Source organism: Photorhabdus temperata, from assembly GCF_025384845.1.
Lineage (GTDB): Bacteria > Pseudomonadota > Gammaproteobacteria > Enterobacterales > Enterobacteriaceae > Photorhabdus > Photorhabdus temperata.
On the sequence record NZ_JAJAFX010000009.1, the window covers coordinates 99,368 to 116,584 of the forward strand.

Genomic DNA, 17,217 nt, shown 5'->3' on the forward strand with positions numbered 1-17,217 from the left:
TAAGTGACTAGATTTTAAGATCACTTGCCAGTGTCGCTACCATTACCGCTTTAATGGTATGCAGACGATTTTCTGCTTGATCAAATACAATGCTATGCTCTGATTCAAAAACTTCATTGGTGACTTCCAGCCCTCCATACATATTAAATTCAGCGGCGAGTTGCTTGCCTAACGTCGTTTCTTCATCATGGAATGCGGGCAGGCAGTGCAGGAATTTTACCTGTGGGTTGCCTGTCATTTTCACTACATCCATATTCACCTGATAAGGTTTCAACAGGTTAACCCGTTGTTGCCAAACTTCTTTTGGTTCTCCCATAGAAACCCAGACATCGGTATAAAGAAAATCAGCGTCTTTAACCCCCTCAGGGACATTTTCGGTTAGCGTAATTTTCCCGCCTGTTTTTTCGGCCAGTTTTTGACATTCAGCAACCAGTGTTGCATCTGGCCAGTACTGTTCAGGAGCAATTAACCGAACATCCATGCCTGTCAATGCCGCGGCTTCCAACATGGTATTACCCATATTGTTACGGGCATCCCCCAAGTAGGCGAATTTGATTTCTGACAGTGGTTTCTCTGGTTGATGCTCCTGAATAGTCAGCAAATCTGCCAGTAACTGAGTAGGGTGAAATTCATCCGTCAGCCCATTCCATACAGGAACATCTGCATATTCTGCCAGGGCTTCAACCACTTTCTGAGCATAGCCGCGATATTGAATACCGTCATACATGCGGCCAAGTATACGGGCGGTATCCTTAATTGATTCTTTATGACCAATCTGGCTACCACTGGAACCAAGATAGGTGATATTTGCCCCCTGATCGTAAGCGGCTACTTCAAATGAACATCGGGTGCGGGTGGAGTCTTTTTCAAAAATCAGCACAATATTTTTACCTGTTAGCCAGGCTTTTTCTGTGCCGGATTTTTTAGTCGATTTTAATTCAGCCGCCAGTTTTAGGAAGATATGGATTTCTGCTGAGGAAAAATCAAGCAGCCTTAGGAAATTACGTTGATAGAATGGATTCATTGTTGTATATCTCCACATTTATTTCTTGCATTTAAATTCAATTTATATCTATAAAAATTCAATTTCAACTCCGCATTAGATTTCTTTGATGTAAACAGTGGTTAGCCTGCTTGTGGTGTGGGAGAATGAACGTTGGGACGGCCAACTGATTGAGGGTATTGGGTATGGCAAATCAAAAAGACTTAGAAGAACAACGCGAAGAAACGCGCCTGATTATTGAAGAATTACTGGAAGATGGTAGTGATCCAGATGCGCTTTATGCCATTGAACACCACTTTTCTGCGGAAGATTTTAATCTGTTGGAAAAGGCGGCAGTTGAAGCCTTTAAGCTGGGTTATGAAGTGACTGACGCGGAAGAATTGGAAATCGAAGATGGTTCTATTCTGATGTGTTGTGATGTCATCAGCGAATGTGGGTTGAATGCTGAATTGATCGATGCTCAGGTTGAACAACTGGTAAATCTGGCTCAGAAGATGGGTGTCAATTATGACGGCTGGGGCACTTATTTCGAAGATCCTGATGAGCAAGATGAAGACGGCGAAGATGATTTGCCAGAGCAGGGTGAGACCAGACTTCATTAATAAAATCAGTTCGTTATAAATCTTGTGTTAGCCTTGGTCGTGGCTGGTGCATGTGATTCAAAATAAAATAGTCCTTATATGCTTTTGCGAATAAGGACTATTGTATTTTAGTGGATTATTTTATCGAACCATGTTCTCTGACCTTTGAAAGAATCGTCCCTCTCCTGATTTGGTTTGCCTCAGTGACTTCCCGCTTTAATTCTTGTCCCAGCTCATTAGAAACCAGATCTTTATGTTTTTCTGCGAGTTCTCCTAACTCTTCTGCGGTATGAACAACGCCGGTCACTTTCCATGCCAGAGACAGGCCTTTTAATGCCACTTTAGCCACTGGATGTGGTGTAATTGCTGTTGTATGGTATTCGGTGTTTGCTGCTTATTTCTCTCAGTATTATTTAGGACACTGGCAGATGGGGTATTTCGGTTAATTGTAGAATTGTAACGACTTATATTTTAGTTCCTTGTGGTGTTTCAATTTGTTTTGGCAACTTGATAATAGCAACTTGAGACTTTACTACGGAATGAATAAATCTTTAACAGAATCGTGTGATAATTTTTGAAATTGACAGCATGGGAATTAATATTTCAATAGATAGAAATAGAATGGTATAAGAACAGGGAAATTATTTTCATTGAAATTTTTTATGGATAGTAAATATTATATTTTTTTGGTAATAATATAAGTAAATATTTTTATTTATATTATGTTTTTATATGAAAATAAATGATATTGAATGGAATTAATTTAAAGTTGTTTTTGGGTATATGTTGAATATATGTTTTATCATTGAGTATGTTTTTGATATTGCAGATTTATTTTCGTATGTTTAAATAAAGTATATAAGGCACCTTGGTGGTTCTTTATATTAATTCTCTGATATGAAATAAATTGATATTAATTATTGTCATTGTCTATAATATAGGTGTTGGTAAAGGATGTAAAGAATTCCAATTTATTAATCGAAGAAAATAATTCAGTTTTATAATTGGTTTTTCTAACACATTGATATTGTTTGGCATGATTTTACTCTATATTAGTAAGTTAATAGTAATATCATATATATTAACATTAATTACCTCAGGAAAATAACATTAACTTAAAAAGGTGTATCAAATGGCTAGTGTAACTCATATTAGGAAAATTATTAATGATACTTCTAGGAGAATCTACATTGTGGAAGGTCAAAATAATGGTAGGACTCATACTATTAACGCTAATTCTGAATTGATAAGTAACATTAAGGTGCCATGGATTGGCAATCAAGAGGAGAGTAATAAGGCTATCCGTATAACGATAGTGGATGAACCAAGAACCGCGATTATTTGGATTTTCCAAGATTATTGGAATCCTCCTCATAAGGATCAAATGAAATATTATAAAGGAGAGGATTTTAGTTATGCAAATGCAAAGAATATAGACGGTCCAAGTTCAGGAGGAGGAAATAAAATTTTTCGTTTCTATATAGATAATAATCAAGTATTGAAATTCAAAATAATTTAATTAAGAAAAAACCGCCTCTTGCAAAAAGAGGCGGTTATTCTCTTATTTAGAAACATCGGTGCCAAAATATTGAGTAGAAATACGCAAATAAGTGCCATCAGCTTTGATATCGGTTAACGCTTTATCGATAGCAGCTTGTAATTCTGGTTCGCCTTTGCGGATTAGAATACCGACCTGATCACCATTGGGTTCAGTTGCGACAATTTTTACCGGTGCATTAGGTTTGTGTTTCTTGAAATCCAGATAGGAGAGATTATCGTTGATAGTAGCATCGGCTCTGCCTGTAGCAACCAAATCAATTGACTGATTAAATCCTTCAGTAGGGACGATTTCTGCGCCGTGACGTTTTGCTAACTGAGCGTAATTGCTGGTCAAGCTGTGGCTTGATGTTTTACCTTTCAGGTCGTTGAACGTTTTAATACTGTCATTATTTTTGCGGGTGATAAGTACGGCTTTAGAGATAATGTAGGGCGCGGAAAAGTCATATTTCTTTTTACGCTCTGGCGTAATAGCGACTTGATTGAGTACCGCGTCATAGCGTTTGGCATCAAGTCCGGCAATAAGCCCATCCCATTTTCCTTCGGTGAATTCCGCTTTGACATTCAGACGGCGTGCGATTTCGCGACCAATATCAACATCAAAGCCGGTTAAGGTTCCTGAAGCATCGTGATAGGTAAATGGCGGATAGGTTCCTTCGGTAGCGATTTTAAACACGCCGGCTGATTTAATGTTATCAAGACCAGACTCTGCACTGGCAGAATATGCAATGCCAAATTGAATGACGCCAGCCAATAATACGGTAAGGAATGCTTTCATTTTATTTCTCCAAACTGTCAGAAAATTTATTTAATCGTAATTGACTTGATGAATTCAAAGCGCAATTACGGCAAGGTGTTTTTAACGGTGGGTTATATCTCCCAATCCGGTAAGGTATTCGTTAAAGTTGAAACAAATTCAACTGTCCGCTGCTTGAGGGCACGGGTAAAAATCGTTTTCGACGTCCCCGATTCAATAATTTCGCCAGATTCTAAAAATATGACGTTGTAGGCAAGATTGGCTGCCAGACGCAGATCGTGTGTCGCCATCAACATCGTCGTTCCTTCTTTAGCCAACTGTTTCAATACAGCAACCACTTCCAGCGATAATTCCGGATCAAGCGCAGAAGTTGGCTCATCACACAATAATACTTTGGGCGAAGGCGCCAGCGCCCTGGCAATTGCTACACGCTGTTGCTGACCACCGGATAGCGTGGCAGGCAAGACATCGGCTTTGTGTGACATGCCAACCTTTTCCAGTAGCTCAAGCGCTCGCTTTTTAGCCTTTTCAGGCGACCATTTCTGCACCCAAATAAGCCCTTCCATAATGTTTTCAATCACCGTCAGATGAGGGAAAAGCTGAAAATTTTGAAACACCATGCCGGTTTGTTGGCGGATCCGTTGTATATCCTTATGAGCAATGCGCTCTTTACCGATGAAGGTTATACTTTCATTGCCGATTTGCAGCTTCCCGGCCTGGGGAATTTCTAATAAGTTGATGCAGCGTAACAGCGTGCTTTTGCCACTTCCTGATGGGCCAATCAGGGCGGTAAGACTGCCTTCCTCAATGGTAAGATCGATATTTTTCAGGACCTTTTGTCCGTCAAAACTTTTTTCAATGCCGGAGAGCTGAATCATCTTTTAATTCCTTTGTATCACTCTGTTGTGAGAACTTCTTTTCCAGACGGGTTTGCAATGATGACAATACTGAACTGATTATCAGATAAAGTATTGCAGCCTCGGTATAAAGAATGAGGGGTTGATAAGTCACCGCAGCAATACGTTGTGCAGCAAGGAAAAGCTCCGGTACGGTAATGACTGAGGCTAATGAAGTATCTTTTACCAGTGAAATAAATGTGTTTGAGAGTGGAGGAATGGCGATTCTCGCGGCCTGAGGCAGAATGATCCGGCGTAATGATTGTGTCCAGCTCATACCAATAGAATAAGCCGCTTCCCATTGTCCTTTTGGTACAGACAATAAAGTGGCGCGAATCACCTCAGATGTATAAGCGCCAACATTCAGAGTGAAACCAATAACGGCTGAGGTAAATGCGCCCAGCGTAATGCCGACGCTGGGTAAGGCATAAAAAATTAGAAACAGTTGTACAAGTAACGGTGTACCACGGATCAGCCATACGTAGAATTTGACGACAGCAATAAGCGGTTTTGGCCCGTAAAGCCGGATTAGTGCAACGATAAACCCAAGTATAATACCAAGAGTAAAGGTAATAAGCGTCAGAGGAATAGTGAAAGTAAAGCCTGCATAAAGCATAGGCCAAAAAGAATCGAGTACTAAATTAAACCAGGAGGGCTCCATATACTTTCCCTATTGTGTAATATAAAAATATATTTATTTTTATGAGATTGTTTTAAATATCATATGGCAAGCTGGGAGTTTATATATATAAAATAAAGTTATATCATATTGTCATTTTAGATATAACAAAGAATTTGTATAAATCAATCTATTTCATGTTTGATGAAAATATTCCCTGATTCTTCAATTCAACTGGATTAACGATAAAGTTCCCTGGTCAGAATTTGTATCCAACGTTGAGGGAACTGGTGTATTTGAGTAAGGTATGCTTCCCTTATCCGGGAGTATTGTTGCCGAAATATTGAGCCCAGATGCGTTGATAGGTGCCATCGGCTTTGATATCAACGATTGCTTTATCAATAGCCGTTTTTAGCTCTGATTCGCCTTGGCGGAGTAAAATTGCTGTCTGCCCTGCGTTTGGATCAGACGCAACAATTTTCACCGGTGCATTTGGCTTGTGCTTCTTATAGTCCAGATAAGAGAGACTATCGTTGATAGTGGCATCGGCTCTGCCGGTACTGACCAGTTCGATTTCCTGGCTAAATCCATTCGTACCGATGATTTCCGCGCCATTATTTCTCGCTATCTGAGCGAAGTTGTTGGTCAGAGTATGTGCTGAGGTTTTGCCTTGCAAATCGCTGAATGTTTTTATGCTGTTGTTATTTTTGTTGGTGATAAGTACGGCTTGAGATGTGATATATGGAATAGAAAAATCATATTTTTTCTGGCGTTCTGGGGTAATTGCAATTTGATTAATAACAGCGTCGGAACGTCCGGCATCCAGCCCGGCAATAAGACCATCCCATTTTCCTTCGATAAATGTCGGTTTGACATTTAACCGATGGGCAATTTCACGACCGATATCGACATCAAAACCCGTCAAAGAACCTGACGCGTCGCGATAGGTAAAGGGAGGATAAGCCCCTTCAGTTGCAATTCTGAATATGCCGGTGGATTGAATTTTATCAAGCGTTGATTCTGCATTGGCAGAAGGTACAAGACCGAATTGAACAGTACTTGCCAATAACAGGGTAAAAATTATTTTCATTTTATTTCTCCAGATTATTAGAGTTATTAAATTATAATTTGATGTTTTACTGTTAATAATATATTTATTTGTGTGATTTTATTCCAGATATAATGTGAGAAATTTAATGATTTATATATAAAATAAAATTATATCATATCTTAATTTCAGATATATAAATGTGAAAAAATCAATAAAATAAATATTTATTATATGTATCCTTATTAATGAAATAGATGTTATTATTTTCAATATATTTGAGAGTGTTTATATAGAATGGGGCTGAATTTACACTTTCTTATCAGTTTTATTGTTCACGTTTTGAATTAAAAAGCCACTGACAACGAATTGCAGTGGCTTTGATGAAAATTTACTTGTTGAGAATATTACAGCGCAGCAATGGTTTCCTTCTGAGCTAACAGCTTCTCTTTTGATGCATTACAGGTTGCCAGGCGTTCACGCTCTTTAGTAACAACGGCTTCAGGAGCACGGCTGACAAAGCCTTCATTCGACAGTTTACCTTCAATGCTGCCAATCTCTTTATCCAGCTTCTCAATCTCTTTATCCAAACGGCTCAACTCGGCTTGTTTATCGACTAAGCCCGCCATTGGGATTAACACTTCTGCACCATTAATCAGCTTGGTCACAGAAACCGGAGCTTTTTCACCCGCAGACAGAATAGTGACAGAAGAGAGGCGGCCCATTGCCTGAATAAAATTCAGATTTTCTGCCACACGACGTTGCGCGCCAGCATCAGCATTACGCAGCAGAACTTCCAATGGTTTGCCTGGCGCGATGTTCATTTCAGCACGAATATTACGTACTGCAATAATCGCTTCTTTAATCCATTCCAGATCGGTCAGGGCCAATTCATCCGCTTTCGCCTGATCAAATTCTGGGAACGGTTGCAACATAATGGTATCTGCTTCAATCCCCTTAACTATTTTCACCCGCTGCCAAATGGTTTCGGTGATAAATGGAATAATAGGATGAGCCAGACGCAATAACCCTTCCAGAACTTCAACCAAAGTATGACGGGCACCACGAACTTCTGCTTCTGAACCTTTGTTGATCGCGGGTTTAGACAGCTCCAGATACCAGTCACAGAACTGATTCCAGGTGAACTCATAAAGAATATTGGCAGCCATATCAAAACGATAGGTATCCAGTGCTTCACGATAAGCTTTTACTGTCTGGTTAAATTCAGCCAGGATCCAGCGATCAGCCAGTGACAGCACCATTTCGCCGCCATTTTGGCCGCAATCCTGACCTTCCGTATTCATCAGAACAAAACGGCTGGCGTTCCACAGTTTGTTACAGAAATTACGGTAACCTTGCAGACGCTTCATGTCCCAGTTGATATCACGACCTGTAGAGGCCAATGCCGCCAGTGTAAAGCGCAGGGCATCGGTACCGTGAGATTCAATACCCGCCGGGAATTGCTTCTCTGTGCGCTTACGGATTTTTTCAGCCAGTTGTGGCTGCATCATATTGCCGGTACGTTTTTTCAGCAGATCTTCCAGGGAAATACCGTCAACCATATCCAGCGGGTCAATCACATTCCCTTTGGATTTGGACATTTTCTGGCCTTCGTCATCCCGGATAAGGCCAGTCATGTAGACGGTCTTAAATGGAACCTGAGGTTTGCCATTGTCATCTTTGATGAAATGCATGGTCATCATGATCATACGGGCAATCCAGAAGAAGATGATATCAAAGCCACTCACCAACACGTCCGTTGGATGGAAAGTCTTCAGTGCTTCAGTTTGTTCAGGCCAGCCAAGAGTAGAAAAAGTCCATAGACCGGAAGAGAACCAAGTATCCAGGACATCTTCATCTTGGTTTAGGGCGACATCTGTACCCAGATTATTTTCACGACGTACTTCTTCTTCGTTGCGGCCTACATAGACATTACCTTCAGCGTCATACCACGCCGGAATACGGTGGCCCCACCACAATTGACGGGAGATACACCAGTCTTGAATGTCGTGCATCCAAGAGTAATACATATTTTCATACTGCTTAGGTACGAACTGGATATCGCCATTTTCAACGGCTTCGATAGCCACTTTCGCCAGAGGTGCTGTACGGACATACCACTGATCAGTCAACATTGGCTCAATAACCACACCGCCACGATCGCCATAAGGAACGGTCAGATCATGAGCTTTGATTTCGACCAGCAGACCCAGTTTTTCAAACTCAGCAACCATCGCTTTACGGGCGGCAAAACGTTCCATGCCCCGGTATTCAACCGGAATATCAGAACGGTAAACATCAGAAATCTCACCATTGGTATCGAAAACTTCTGCTTCATTACGGATATTGCCATCAAGTGTCATGATGTTGATCATTGGCAGAGCATGGCGTTTACCCACTTCATAGTCATTGAAGTCATGGGCAGGTGTGATTTTCACGCAACCGGTGCCTTTTTCCATATCCGCGTGTTCATCACCGATAATAGGAATGCGGCGGTTAACCAATGGCAGAATGATCTCTTTGCCGATTAAATCCTTATAACGCGGATCTTCCGGGTTAACGGCTACGCCGGTATCGCCCAGCATAGTTTCAGGCCGGGTAGTTGCAACGATCAGATAATCTTTACCTTCTGCTGTTGTTACGCCGTCAGCCAGCGGATAACGCAGATGCCACATAGAACCTTTAACTTCCCGGTTTTCAACTTCCAGATCAGAAATTGCAGTGTGCAGTTTCGGGTCCCAGTTAACCAGACGTTTGCCCCGGTAAATCAGGTTTTCTTTATATAAACGAACAAAAGCTTCTTTTACGGCGTTGGACAGACCTTCATCCATGGTAAAACGTTCACGCTCCCAGTCAACAGAGTTACCCAGACGGCGCATCTGATTGGTAATCGTGCCGCCAGACTCTGCTTTCCACTGCCAGATTTTATCGATAAAAGCATCGCGGCCATAATCGTGACGGGTTTTGCCTTCTTCTGCTGCGATCTTACGTTCAACTACCATTTGAGTAGCAATACCTGCATGGTCAGTGCCGGATTGCCACAAGGTGTTTTTACCCTGCATCCGCTGATAACGGATCATCGTATCCATAATGGTTTGCTGGAACGCATGGCCCATATGAAGACTGCCAGTCACATTTGGTGGCGGGATAACAATACAGAAGCTTTCGCGGCTGGTGTCACCATTAGGTTTGAAATAACCACTTTTCTCCCAATGGGTATAAAGAGGCTGCTCAATTTCTTTAGGATTGTAAGTTTTATCGAGAGATGGCTCGGATTGCGTTTGGTTAGCGGGTGTTTTTTCCATTTTATCTTGATACTTAGTATGTTGGCGGCGTTGCCATGGTCAAATTAAAGCCGACGCTGCGATATGTTTTATATCGTTCACGCGCCAACTGTTTCAAATTTTCATCTATAGGAACGAAGTCTATCACTTCATGGAAAGCGGTGGCAAAGTCTGCAAAGTGCGGCAGCAGATTTATCAGGATATCACGGGGTGCATTTCCCCGTTTTTGTGGCCAACATAACTCAACTGGAGCGCCATATCTTGGCCCTTCACCCGCGAGGTTATGCGGGACGAACTGATGAGGCTCCCGTTGCCATAAAGCTTCATCTAACTTTTCGGCCTGTTGTTGATCTTCACAGGCAATCAGCACCCGCTTTCCTGCTCGCCATTGGTCAGCCGCAAGTTGACATGCCAGCCATTCGTGAGCCTGCAAATCCTCTTGCAGTGATGGCTGTTCCAGTAAATAAAACGTGGCACTTTTCATTAATGTCTCTGTTACGAAAAAAGGGCATTGTAAATGCCCTTTAATAAGCGGGGGAGATCAAATCAATCGTCGTTATTGATACCGGCATTGCCTGCACGATTTAACAGGAATTGCGACAGTAATGCAACTGGGCGGCCTGTTGCGCCTTTTGCTTTACCTGAACGCCATGCAGTACCGGCGATATCCAGATGTGCCCAGTGATATTTTGTGGCGAAGCGGGATAGGAAGCAGGCCGCGGTAATCGCACCACCCCCACTGCCACCGGTATTTGCCAGATCAGCGAAATTAGAATCGATTTGTTCAAAAAACTCATCGGTCATTGGCAAGCGCCATGCGCGATCACCTGATTGTTCAGAAGCATTTAGCAGCTCATGAGCCAGTGGATTATGGTTGGATAGCAATCCACTGTAATGATTACCCAGAGCAGTGATGCAAGCACCAGTCAGCGTGGCGATATCAATGACCAGTTCCGGATCAAAACGTTCAACGTAAGTTAATGTATCACACAGAACCAGCCGGCCTTCTGCATCAGTATTGAGCACTTCGACAGTCTGACCAGATAGGGTGGTTAAAATATCTCCTGGGCGGTAAGCACGGCCCCCGGGCATATTCTCACAGCCTGCCATGACACCGATAACATTGAGTGGTAATTGCAATTCAGCAACCACACGCATAACACCATAAACTGTTGCAGCACCACACATATCGTATTTCATCTCATCCATGCCACCCGCAGATTTGATTGAAATACCACCGGAGTCAAAAGTCAGGCCCTTGCCAACCAGGATAATGGGTTTGGCATTTTTATCCGGACTGCCTTTATATTCCATGACTGACATCAGTGATTCATTCTGAGAACCCTGACCAACAGCTAGATAGGCGTTCATTCCCAGCTCTTTCATCTGCTCTTCACCAATGACTTTGGTTGTAATGTGACTATTGGCAGAATCTGCGAGTTGGCGTGCCTGAGAGGCCAAGTAAGCTGCGTTACAGATATTTGGCGGCATATTGCCAAGATCTTTGGTCGCTTTGATACCGGCAGCAATAGCAAGACCGTGTTGAATTGCACGTTCACCGCTAGTCAGCTCCCGGCGAGTCGGAACATTGAAGACCATTTTACGCAGTGGCCGGCGCAACTCATTTTTATTACTTTTAAGCTGGTCGAAAACATAGAGAGACTCTTTTGCTGTTTCTACCGCCTGGCGCACTTTCCAGTAATTATTACGGCCTTTAACATGCAACTCTGTTAAGAAACAGACCGCTTCCATTGAACCTGTTTCATTAAGAGTGTTGATCGTTTTCTGGACAATCTGTTTATACTGACGCTCATCCAGTTCGCGCTCTTTACCGCATCCGATGAGCAAAATACGTTCAGATAACACATTGGGAACATGATGCAGCAGCAGAGATTGACCAACTTTGCCTTCCAGTTCACCACGGCGCAGCAAGGCGCTGATATAACCATCACTTATTTTATCGAGCTGTTCGGCAATAGGGGAAAGGCGGCGGGGTTCGAAAACGCCGACAATGATACACGCACTGCGCTGTTTCTCCGGGCTACCGCTTTTTACACTAAATTCCATGCGTTCTCCTGAATCTTAAAGACAAAGACGGACGCTATCGTTAAAATATAGCGTTCCGCATTAATCTACCCCATAGAAAGCTAACTACTTATGTTAAGCTAAACGTACTATTTATAATTGTTTAGCTAACTATTTAAGTATGTTCTGATTGGGAACCTAAATAAATATGAAATGCTTCGAGAACATTTTAGCAATAGGGAAGCCAAACTGATGCATATAATAAATAGTAGATATACAATGAAGTTAGCCATTTTCCTGCAAAAAGACAAGTTTTCACAGGCGTAATAAGCGTGATCATCATTAGATATCTGGTACGGGAAACCCTGAAAAGCCAAGTTGCGATACTCTTTATCCTTTTACTGATTTTTTTCTGTCAAAAATTAGTAGAAATTCTGGGTGCAGCAGTGGAAGGAAACGTCCCGGCAAATTTGGTTTTATCCTTGTTAGGACTAGGTGTGCCTGAAATGGCGCAGCTTATTTTACCCCTGAGTCTTTTTCTTGGGGTGTTGATGACTTTCAGCAAACTCTATACTGAAAGTGAAATTACTGTTATGCATGCGTGTGGCTTGGGCAAACGCGTGTTGGTGGTTTCGGCATTTATCCTTGCGTTGTTGACTTCCGCGCTGGCGGCGGTGAATGTCATTTGGGCAATGCCGTGGTCCTCAATATATCAGGAACATGTGCTGGCTGACGCCAGGGCTAACCCAAGCCTGGCGGCGATAATGGAAGGAAGATTCAAACCTTCCAATAACGGCAACTTGGTGCTCTATATTGGCAACGTGCACGGCGACAAATTCGAAAACGTATTTCTTGCCCAGCTTCGTCCGGTTGATAACCAGCGCCCTTCAGTTGTGATCTCGGATGGCGGTCATATGGTGGAACGGCCTGATGGTAAACAGATGGTTGTCCTTAACCACGGTACCCGTTACGAAGGTACCGCAATGCTGCGGGATTTCAGAATTACCGAATTCAATGATTATCAAGCGGTTGTTGGGCATCAGGCTTCGACTGTAGATGGTGATAAAATTGAACAAAAGTCCATGACTCAGTTATGGCAAAATGATGATAAAGATTCCCGCGCTGAGTTCCATTGGCGCTTGACCCTGGTGCTCTCGGTATTGATTATGACCATGATGGTTGTACCGTTAAGTGTGGTGAACCCACGTCAGGGCCGGGTACTCAGCATGTTGCCTGCAATGCTGCTTTACCTGATCTTCTTCTTACTGCAAAGCTCCCTGCGTTCTAACGGTAGCAAGGGCAAATTGGATCCGATGATTTGGATGTGGACGGTTAACGGGGCTTATCTGATGCTGGCGCTGATTCTCAATACTTGGGATACCGTACCGATGCGCAGGATTCGGACCCGTTTCAAAGGTAGAGGAGTAGCCTGATGTTTGGTGTATTGGATCGTTATATTGGGCGGACTATTCTACAAACCATTCTGATGACACTATTTATGCTGGTATCACTCTCCGGCATTATTAAGTTTGTTGACGAGTTGAGAAGAGTGGGGCGGGGGGAATATACCACTCTTTCCGCTGGTCTTTATGCTTTGCTGAGTGTGCCGAAAGATATTCAGATATTCTTCCCGATGGCAGCTTTACTTGGGGCTTTACTGGGGCTTGGCACGCTGGCAACCCGCAGCGAGCTGGTGGTTATGCAGGCTTCTGGTTTTACTCGTATGCAGGTTGCTGGCTCAGTCATGAAAACGGCAATTCCGCTGGTGATCCTGACTATGGTTATTGGTGAATGGGTTGCGCCACAAGGTGAACAGATGGCACGTAACTACCGGGCTCAGAAGATATTTGGTGGTTCTTTGGTTTCAACAACCAAAGGCATGTGGGCGAAAGACGGGGCTGATTTTATCTATATCCAGCAGTTAACGAGTGATACAGAGATTAAAGGCGTTAATATCTATCATTTTGACGATGAAAAAAAACTACTCTCTGTAAAGTATGCTGCCAGTGCTGTTTATGATGAAGATAGTGACTTGTGGAAGCTTTCCCAAGTGGAAGAATCTGACCTGACAGACAGCAAAAAAATCACGGGATCACAGAGTATCTCTGGTGACTGGAAAACCCGGCTGACACCACAAAAATTGGGTGTTGTCGCGCTCGATCCTGACGCACTTTCCATCAGTGGCTTGTATCAGTACATCAAGTATCTCAAACAGAGTGAGCAGGAGTCAGGGCGTTATCAACTGAATATGTGGAAAAAGATCTTTGCCCCACTTTCAGTTGCGGTAATGATGTTGATGGCGCTCTCTTTCATCTTCGGGCCGCTGCGTACCGTACCGATGGGTGTTAAGATAGTAACGGGGATCAGCTTTGGCTTCTTATTTTATGTCCTCAACGAGATCTTTGGCCCACTGAGTCTGGTTTACAGTATGCCGGCAGTTTTGGCAGCGCTGCTACCAAGTTTTCTGTTCCTTACTGTGAGTGTTTATTTACTGCTTAAGAGACAGTAACTTTTAGCAATCGCGGTGTGGGTGATGGAACCAGATATTAGAGGAACAGCAGGGATGGAGAACTAAGCGGGAAACTCCATCCCAGGTATCTCGATTTATAAAACTCGGATTCAAACTTGTTTGTGATTCCTCGACAATGCAGTTACCAGTTGATTAACCCCGGTCGTTACACTGCTGAACTTACTGCGTTGCTTCCGGGTAATCACCACAAATACTCCGATATTTTGCTCGGGGATCATTGCCATATACGTATTGAACACACCGCCGCCACCGGTTTTCTGATAAATGCCCGGTACATCACCACGTGAGTTCATGTAAACCCAGCCAAGGCCGATGCCATCTGCCTGACCGGCAACATCCATCCCTTTAATTGAAGCCAGAGCGGAACGCTTAAAATAAACTCCCTGCTCGCGGCTGGCGGTCTGCTTACGTAACTGACTGTCTGATGACAAAAACTGCTGCATCCAGCGTTGCATATCTCTTGGCGTTGAATAAATTCCACCACTACCCGCTGCTGCAACAGTATTAAGGCATGGGCTGGATTTATCACTTTCCATCAGACGGGCGCACTGAGAGCGGCTTGGTGTCAGTGTCGTGTCTTTCATGTAATAAGGGCCGGTGATCTTATCGTGCAACAGGCGGGTATATGGTTTACCTGAGGCCTTAGCGAGCGCATCCGCTAATAAATCGTAAGCCAGATTGGAATAGGATACAGTTATGCTTGGAGATACATCTAATTGAGCTGTTTTCAACCAAGTCCAGCGATTGGCTTGTGTAGGCCAGACAAAAACAGGGCGTCTCCATTGACCTCCCGGCTGTTCACGAGGTAAACCACTGGTATGGCTTGCCAGGTGGAACAACCGGATAGGCTGAAGAGGGCTGTATTGAGGCACACTCACGCCATAATAGCTGTAATCCTGCAATGGATCGGTGGAACGCAGAACCTTATCCTCTTCCAGCTTGATCATAATCTCACTGGTCATCAGCTTAGTCAGTGAGGCGATGCGGATAACTGAATCGGGCTTAGGACGGATGCCGTTTCCCGGACGGGTTTCACCGAAACTGCGGTAAACCGCCTGATTATTATCAATCACCACCATTGCCATGCCTCGGGCATTGCTGCCATTGAAAATATCCTGCGCGTACTGATCAACCAATTGCGAAGCTAGCTTTTTAGTTCTCGCGTTTCCTTCAAACACCTCCCATTTCAATGGTTGTTTCTTTGATTGCAGAAACTTTGGTGAATAGGTTTTATCGGAAGAAGAACAAGCTGCGAGAGCCAACACCATGGCAGAAACAGGTAAGATCTTAAAAAACTGTCTATTCATTTTGAATTAACCAATCAGGCATACTTCCAGTGAACTCACGGACAGGATAGAGATATCAAAATACGGTTACTTATTCTTTTTAAACAGCATCATCAACGCGCCAATGATAATGCCCAAAAAGATACCAGCACCAATCCAGCTAATAATCGTCATAACCATTTACCTCATAGTGAATTATCATCCAGATTATATAAGGTGATTATAAGTTGTCTATCGGCGTCAGGTGTTTCAGCCAACTATGGTGATATAAAACTGTTTTAGGGTGTTTATCCGGTTGTGAACTGGTGCTGAGTAGGAAGATTAATTTCAGGCTGAAAAGATATTGCTGAGTATGCTTTATACTTGCTTGGGGCTTTTGTGTTTAAGAATTGAACGTGAATTTGCATGGAATAGATGAAAATGATCTTTTTTTCGACACTTAAACTGAATCAGTAGGATAACTATTGCTAACAGATCACTGACAGGTATAATGGCCCCCGTTCTCCGCATACTACTTCAGTGCCGAAGTGGCGAAATCGGTAGACGCAGTTGATTCAAAATCAACCGCCTTCGGGTGTGCCGGTTCGAGTCCGGCCTTCGGCACCATGACTATGTTCATAGCAGTTCATCAAAGTCCACTTACCTAAGAAAACTCCTTATAAATCAAATAAAATAGTCTATCAAGGTCTATCATCGTCCGTGGCAATCCACATATCTGTGGGGGCATAATTGGGGGCATCTTCCGATTCGATTAATAATGTGCCCCCAACATGAAACTCAATGCCAGGCAAATAGAGACAGCAAAGCCAAAAGATAAAGCCTATAAACTCGCTGATGGTGGCGGGTTGTATCTGGAAATTACTCCGCGAGGTTCAAAATACTGGCGTATGAAATACCGCCGACCTACTGATAAAAAAGAAGACAGGTTAGCATTTGGGGTTTACCCGGTAATTTCTCTTGCTGATGCCAGAGCTAAACGTGATGAGGCTAAAAAACTGATAGCTAATGGTATAGATCCCAAAGCAACACAGAAAGAGACACAAGCTGAGGCATCAGGAGAATTCAATTTTGAAACTATTGCCAGGAAATGGCACTCCAGTAATAAGCGGTGGGGTGACTATAACCGGGCGCGTGTACTGCGCAGCCTTGGACAATACATCTTTCCTCATATTGGTAAAGTTGATATCCGTCAGTTAAAGACTAGTCATCTATTAGCACCTATCCGAATGGTGGATGATGCAGGAAAGCATGATGTAGCTCAACGGCTTCAGCAGCGGGTAACTGCTATCATGCGCTATGCCGTACAAAATGACATTATCGATAGTAATCCTGATGCCGCGCGCGATAAATTTCGCCTATCCGCTCGATAAATGAAGCGACAATTGTGTTTCATCTATTGAAAAATTTTTACACAACTAACGTCATAAATATGACTGTAATTTATTCAATTTACCCATTTTTCCTTTAAATCTGTAGCAAGGTAACCAATTCCGCACAGCTAGGCGGTATATTCTGCACTCATTAAAATGGGGTTAACACCTTTATCATAATGCACAGTACAGAATGAAATGCCTAACCAAATGAAAATGATTGGAATGCATTTAGCTATGATTTTAGTTGAACTTGAACCT

At 43.0% G+C, this 17,217-nt stretch carries 14 protein-coding genes, 1 tRNA gene and 1 pseudogene; 6 read left to right on the forward strand and 10 right to left on the reverse strand.

Annotation, left to right across the window (positions count from 1 at the left end; all coding sequences use genetic code 11):
* Positions 1-7 precede the first annotated feature (7 nt).
* Complete coding sequence (argF, locus tag LGZ99_RS05435; protein WP_023045478.1) at positions 8-1,024, reverse strand: ornithine carbamoyltransferase; 1,017 nt, start codon at positions 1,022-1,024, stop codon at positions 8-10.
* Positions 1,025-1,188: 164 nt separating this feature from the next.
* Here argF and rraB point away from each other — a divergent pair, with 164 nt between their 5' ends.
* Complete coding sequence (gene rraB / locus LGZ99_RS05440) at positions 1,189-1,605, forward strand: ribonuclease E inhibitor RraB (RefSeq protein WP_023045479.1); 417 nt, start codon at positions 1,189-1,191, stop codon at positions 1,603-1,605.
* A gap of 115 nt (positions 1,606-1,720) precedes the next feature.
* On the opposite strand, the gene LGZ99_RS05445 is transcribed toward rraB, so the two are convergent.
* On the reverse strand, positions 1,721-1,924 hold the full coding sequence (locus LGZ99_RS05445; protein ID WP_021324940.1) for a hypothetical protein: 204 nt from the start codon (positions 1,922-1,924) through the stop codon (positions 1,721-1,723).
* A 792-nt stretch (positions 1,925-2,716) separates the two neighbouring features.
* On the opposite strand from LGZ99_RS05445, the gene LGZ99_RS05450 reads away from it, so the two are divergent.
* Complete coding sequence (locus LGZ99_RS05450) at positions 2,717-3,103, forward strand: hypothetical protein (protein ID WP_051225607.1); 387 nt, start codon at positions 2,717-2,719, stop codon at positions 3,101-3,103.
* A gap of 42 nt (positions 3,104-3,145) precedes the next feature.
* Here LGZ99_RS05450 and LGZ99_RS05455 read toward each other — a convergent pair whose 3' ends face one another.
* The 7 genes from LGZ99_RS05455 to pepA all read right to left on the reverse strand — a co-directional run bounded on the left by LGZ99_RS05455 (position 3,146) and on the right by pepA (position 11,812).
* Positions 3,146-3,919 (reverse strand): amino acid ABC transporter substrate-binding protein, encoded by a 774-nt coding sequence (locus tag LGZ99_RS05455; protein WP_021324942.1) that lies wholly within the window; start codon positions 3,917-3,919, stop codon positions 3,146-3,148.
* Between the two features lie 92 nt (positions 3,920-4,011).
* A complete protein-coding gene (locus LGZ99_RS05460) occupies positions 4,012-4,776 on the reverse strand; it encodes an amino acid ABC transporter ATP-binding protein (RefSeq protein ID WP_023046167.1) in 765 nt (254 codons plus the stop codon).
* Entirely contained in the window at positions 4,754-5,455 is a 702-nt protein-coding gene (locus tag LGZ99_RS05465; protein ID WP_021324943.1) for an amino acid ABC transporter permease, read from the reverse strand. Before LGZ99_RS05465 ends, LGZ99_RS05460 begins: the two co-directional genes overlap by 23 nt.
* 274 nt (positions 5,456-5,729) lie before the next feature.
* The gene (locus tag LGZ99_RS05470; RefSeq protein ID WP_262978910.1) at positions 5,730-6,503 is read right to left on the reverse strand and encodes an amino acid ABC transporter substrate-binding protein; all 774 of its coding nucleotides are present in this window, start codon (positions 6,501-6,503) and stop codon (positions 5,730-5,732) included.
* A gap of 365 nt (positions 6,504-6,868) precedes the next feature.
* On the reverse strand, positions 6,869-9,766 hold the full coding sequence (locus LGZ99_RS05475) for a valine--tRNA ligase (RefSeq protein ID WP_262978911.1): 2,898 nt from the start codon (positions 9,764-9,766) through the stop codon (positions 6,869-6,871).
* Between the two features lie 13 nt (positions 9,767-9,779).
* On the reverse strand, positions 9,780-10,229 hold the full coding sequence (locus LGZ99_RS05480) for a DNA polymerase III subunit chi (protein WP_036841326.1): 450 nt from the start codon (positions 10,227-10,229) through the stop codon (positions 9,780-9,782).
* Between the two features lie 62 nt (positions 10,230-10,291).
* Positions 10,292-11,812, reverse strand: coding sequence for a leucyl aminopeptidase (gene pepA, locus LGZ99_RS05485; protein WP_021324945.1), 1,521 nt, complete (start codon positions 11,810-11,812; stop codon positions 10,292-10,294).
* Between the two features lie 290 nt (positions 11,813-12,102).
* Between pepA and lptF the strand changes: the two genes are divergently transcribed.
* Complete coding sequence (gene lptF, locus LGZ99_RS05490) at positions 12,103-13,203, forward strand: LPS export ABC transporter permease LptF (RefSeq protein WP_036841327.1); 1,101 nt, start codon at positions 12,103-12,105, stop codon at positions 13,201-13,203.
* Positions 13,203-14,279 (forward strand): LPS export ABC transporter permease LptG, encoded by a 1,077-nt coding sequence (gene lptG, locus LGZ99_RS05495; RefSeq protein ID WP_036841329.1) that lies wholly within the window; start codon positions 13,203-13,205, stop codon positions 14,277-14,279. Before lptF ends, lptG begins: the two co-directional genes overlap by 1 nt.
* Before the next feature lie 110 nt (positions 14,280-14,389).
* On the opposite strand, the gene ampH is transcribed toward lptG, so the two are convergent.
* Positions 14,390-15,607: a D-alanyl-D-alanine-carboxypeptidase/endopeptidase AmpH gene (gene ampH, locus LGZ99_RS05500; RefSeq protein ID WP_262978912.1), complete on the reverse strand. Its 1,218-nt coding sequence runs from the start codon at positions 15,605-15,607 to the stop codon at positions 14,390-14,392.
* Between the two features lie 500 nt (positions 15,608-16,107).
* On the opposite strand from ampH, the gene LGZ99_RS05505 reads away from it, so the two are divergent.
* Positions 16,108-16,192: transfer RNA gene (locus LGZ99_RS05505), tRNA-Leu, on the forward strand.
* A 164-nt stretch (positions 16,193-16,356) separates the two neighbouring features.
* Positions 16,357-16,917 (forward strand): annotated as a pseudogene (locus LGZ99_RS05510) (tyrosine-type recombinase/integrase); the annotation flags it as partial.
* Positions 16,918-17,217 lie beyond the last annotated feature (300 nt).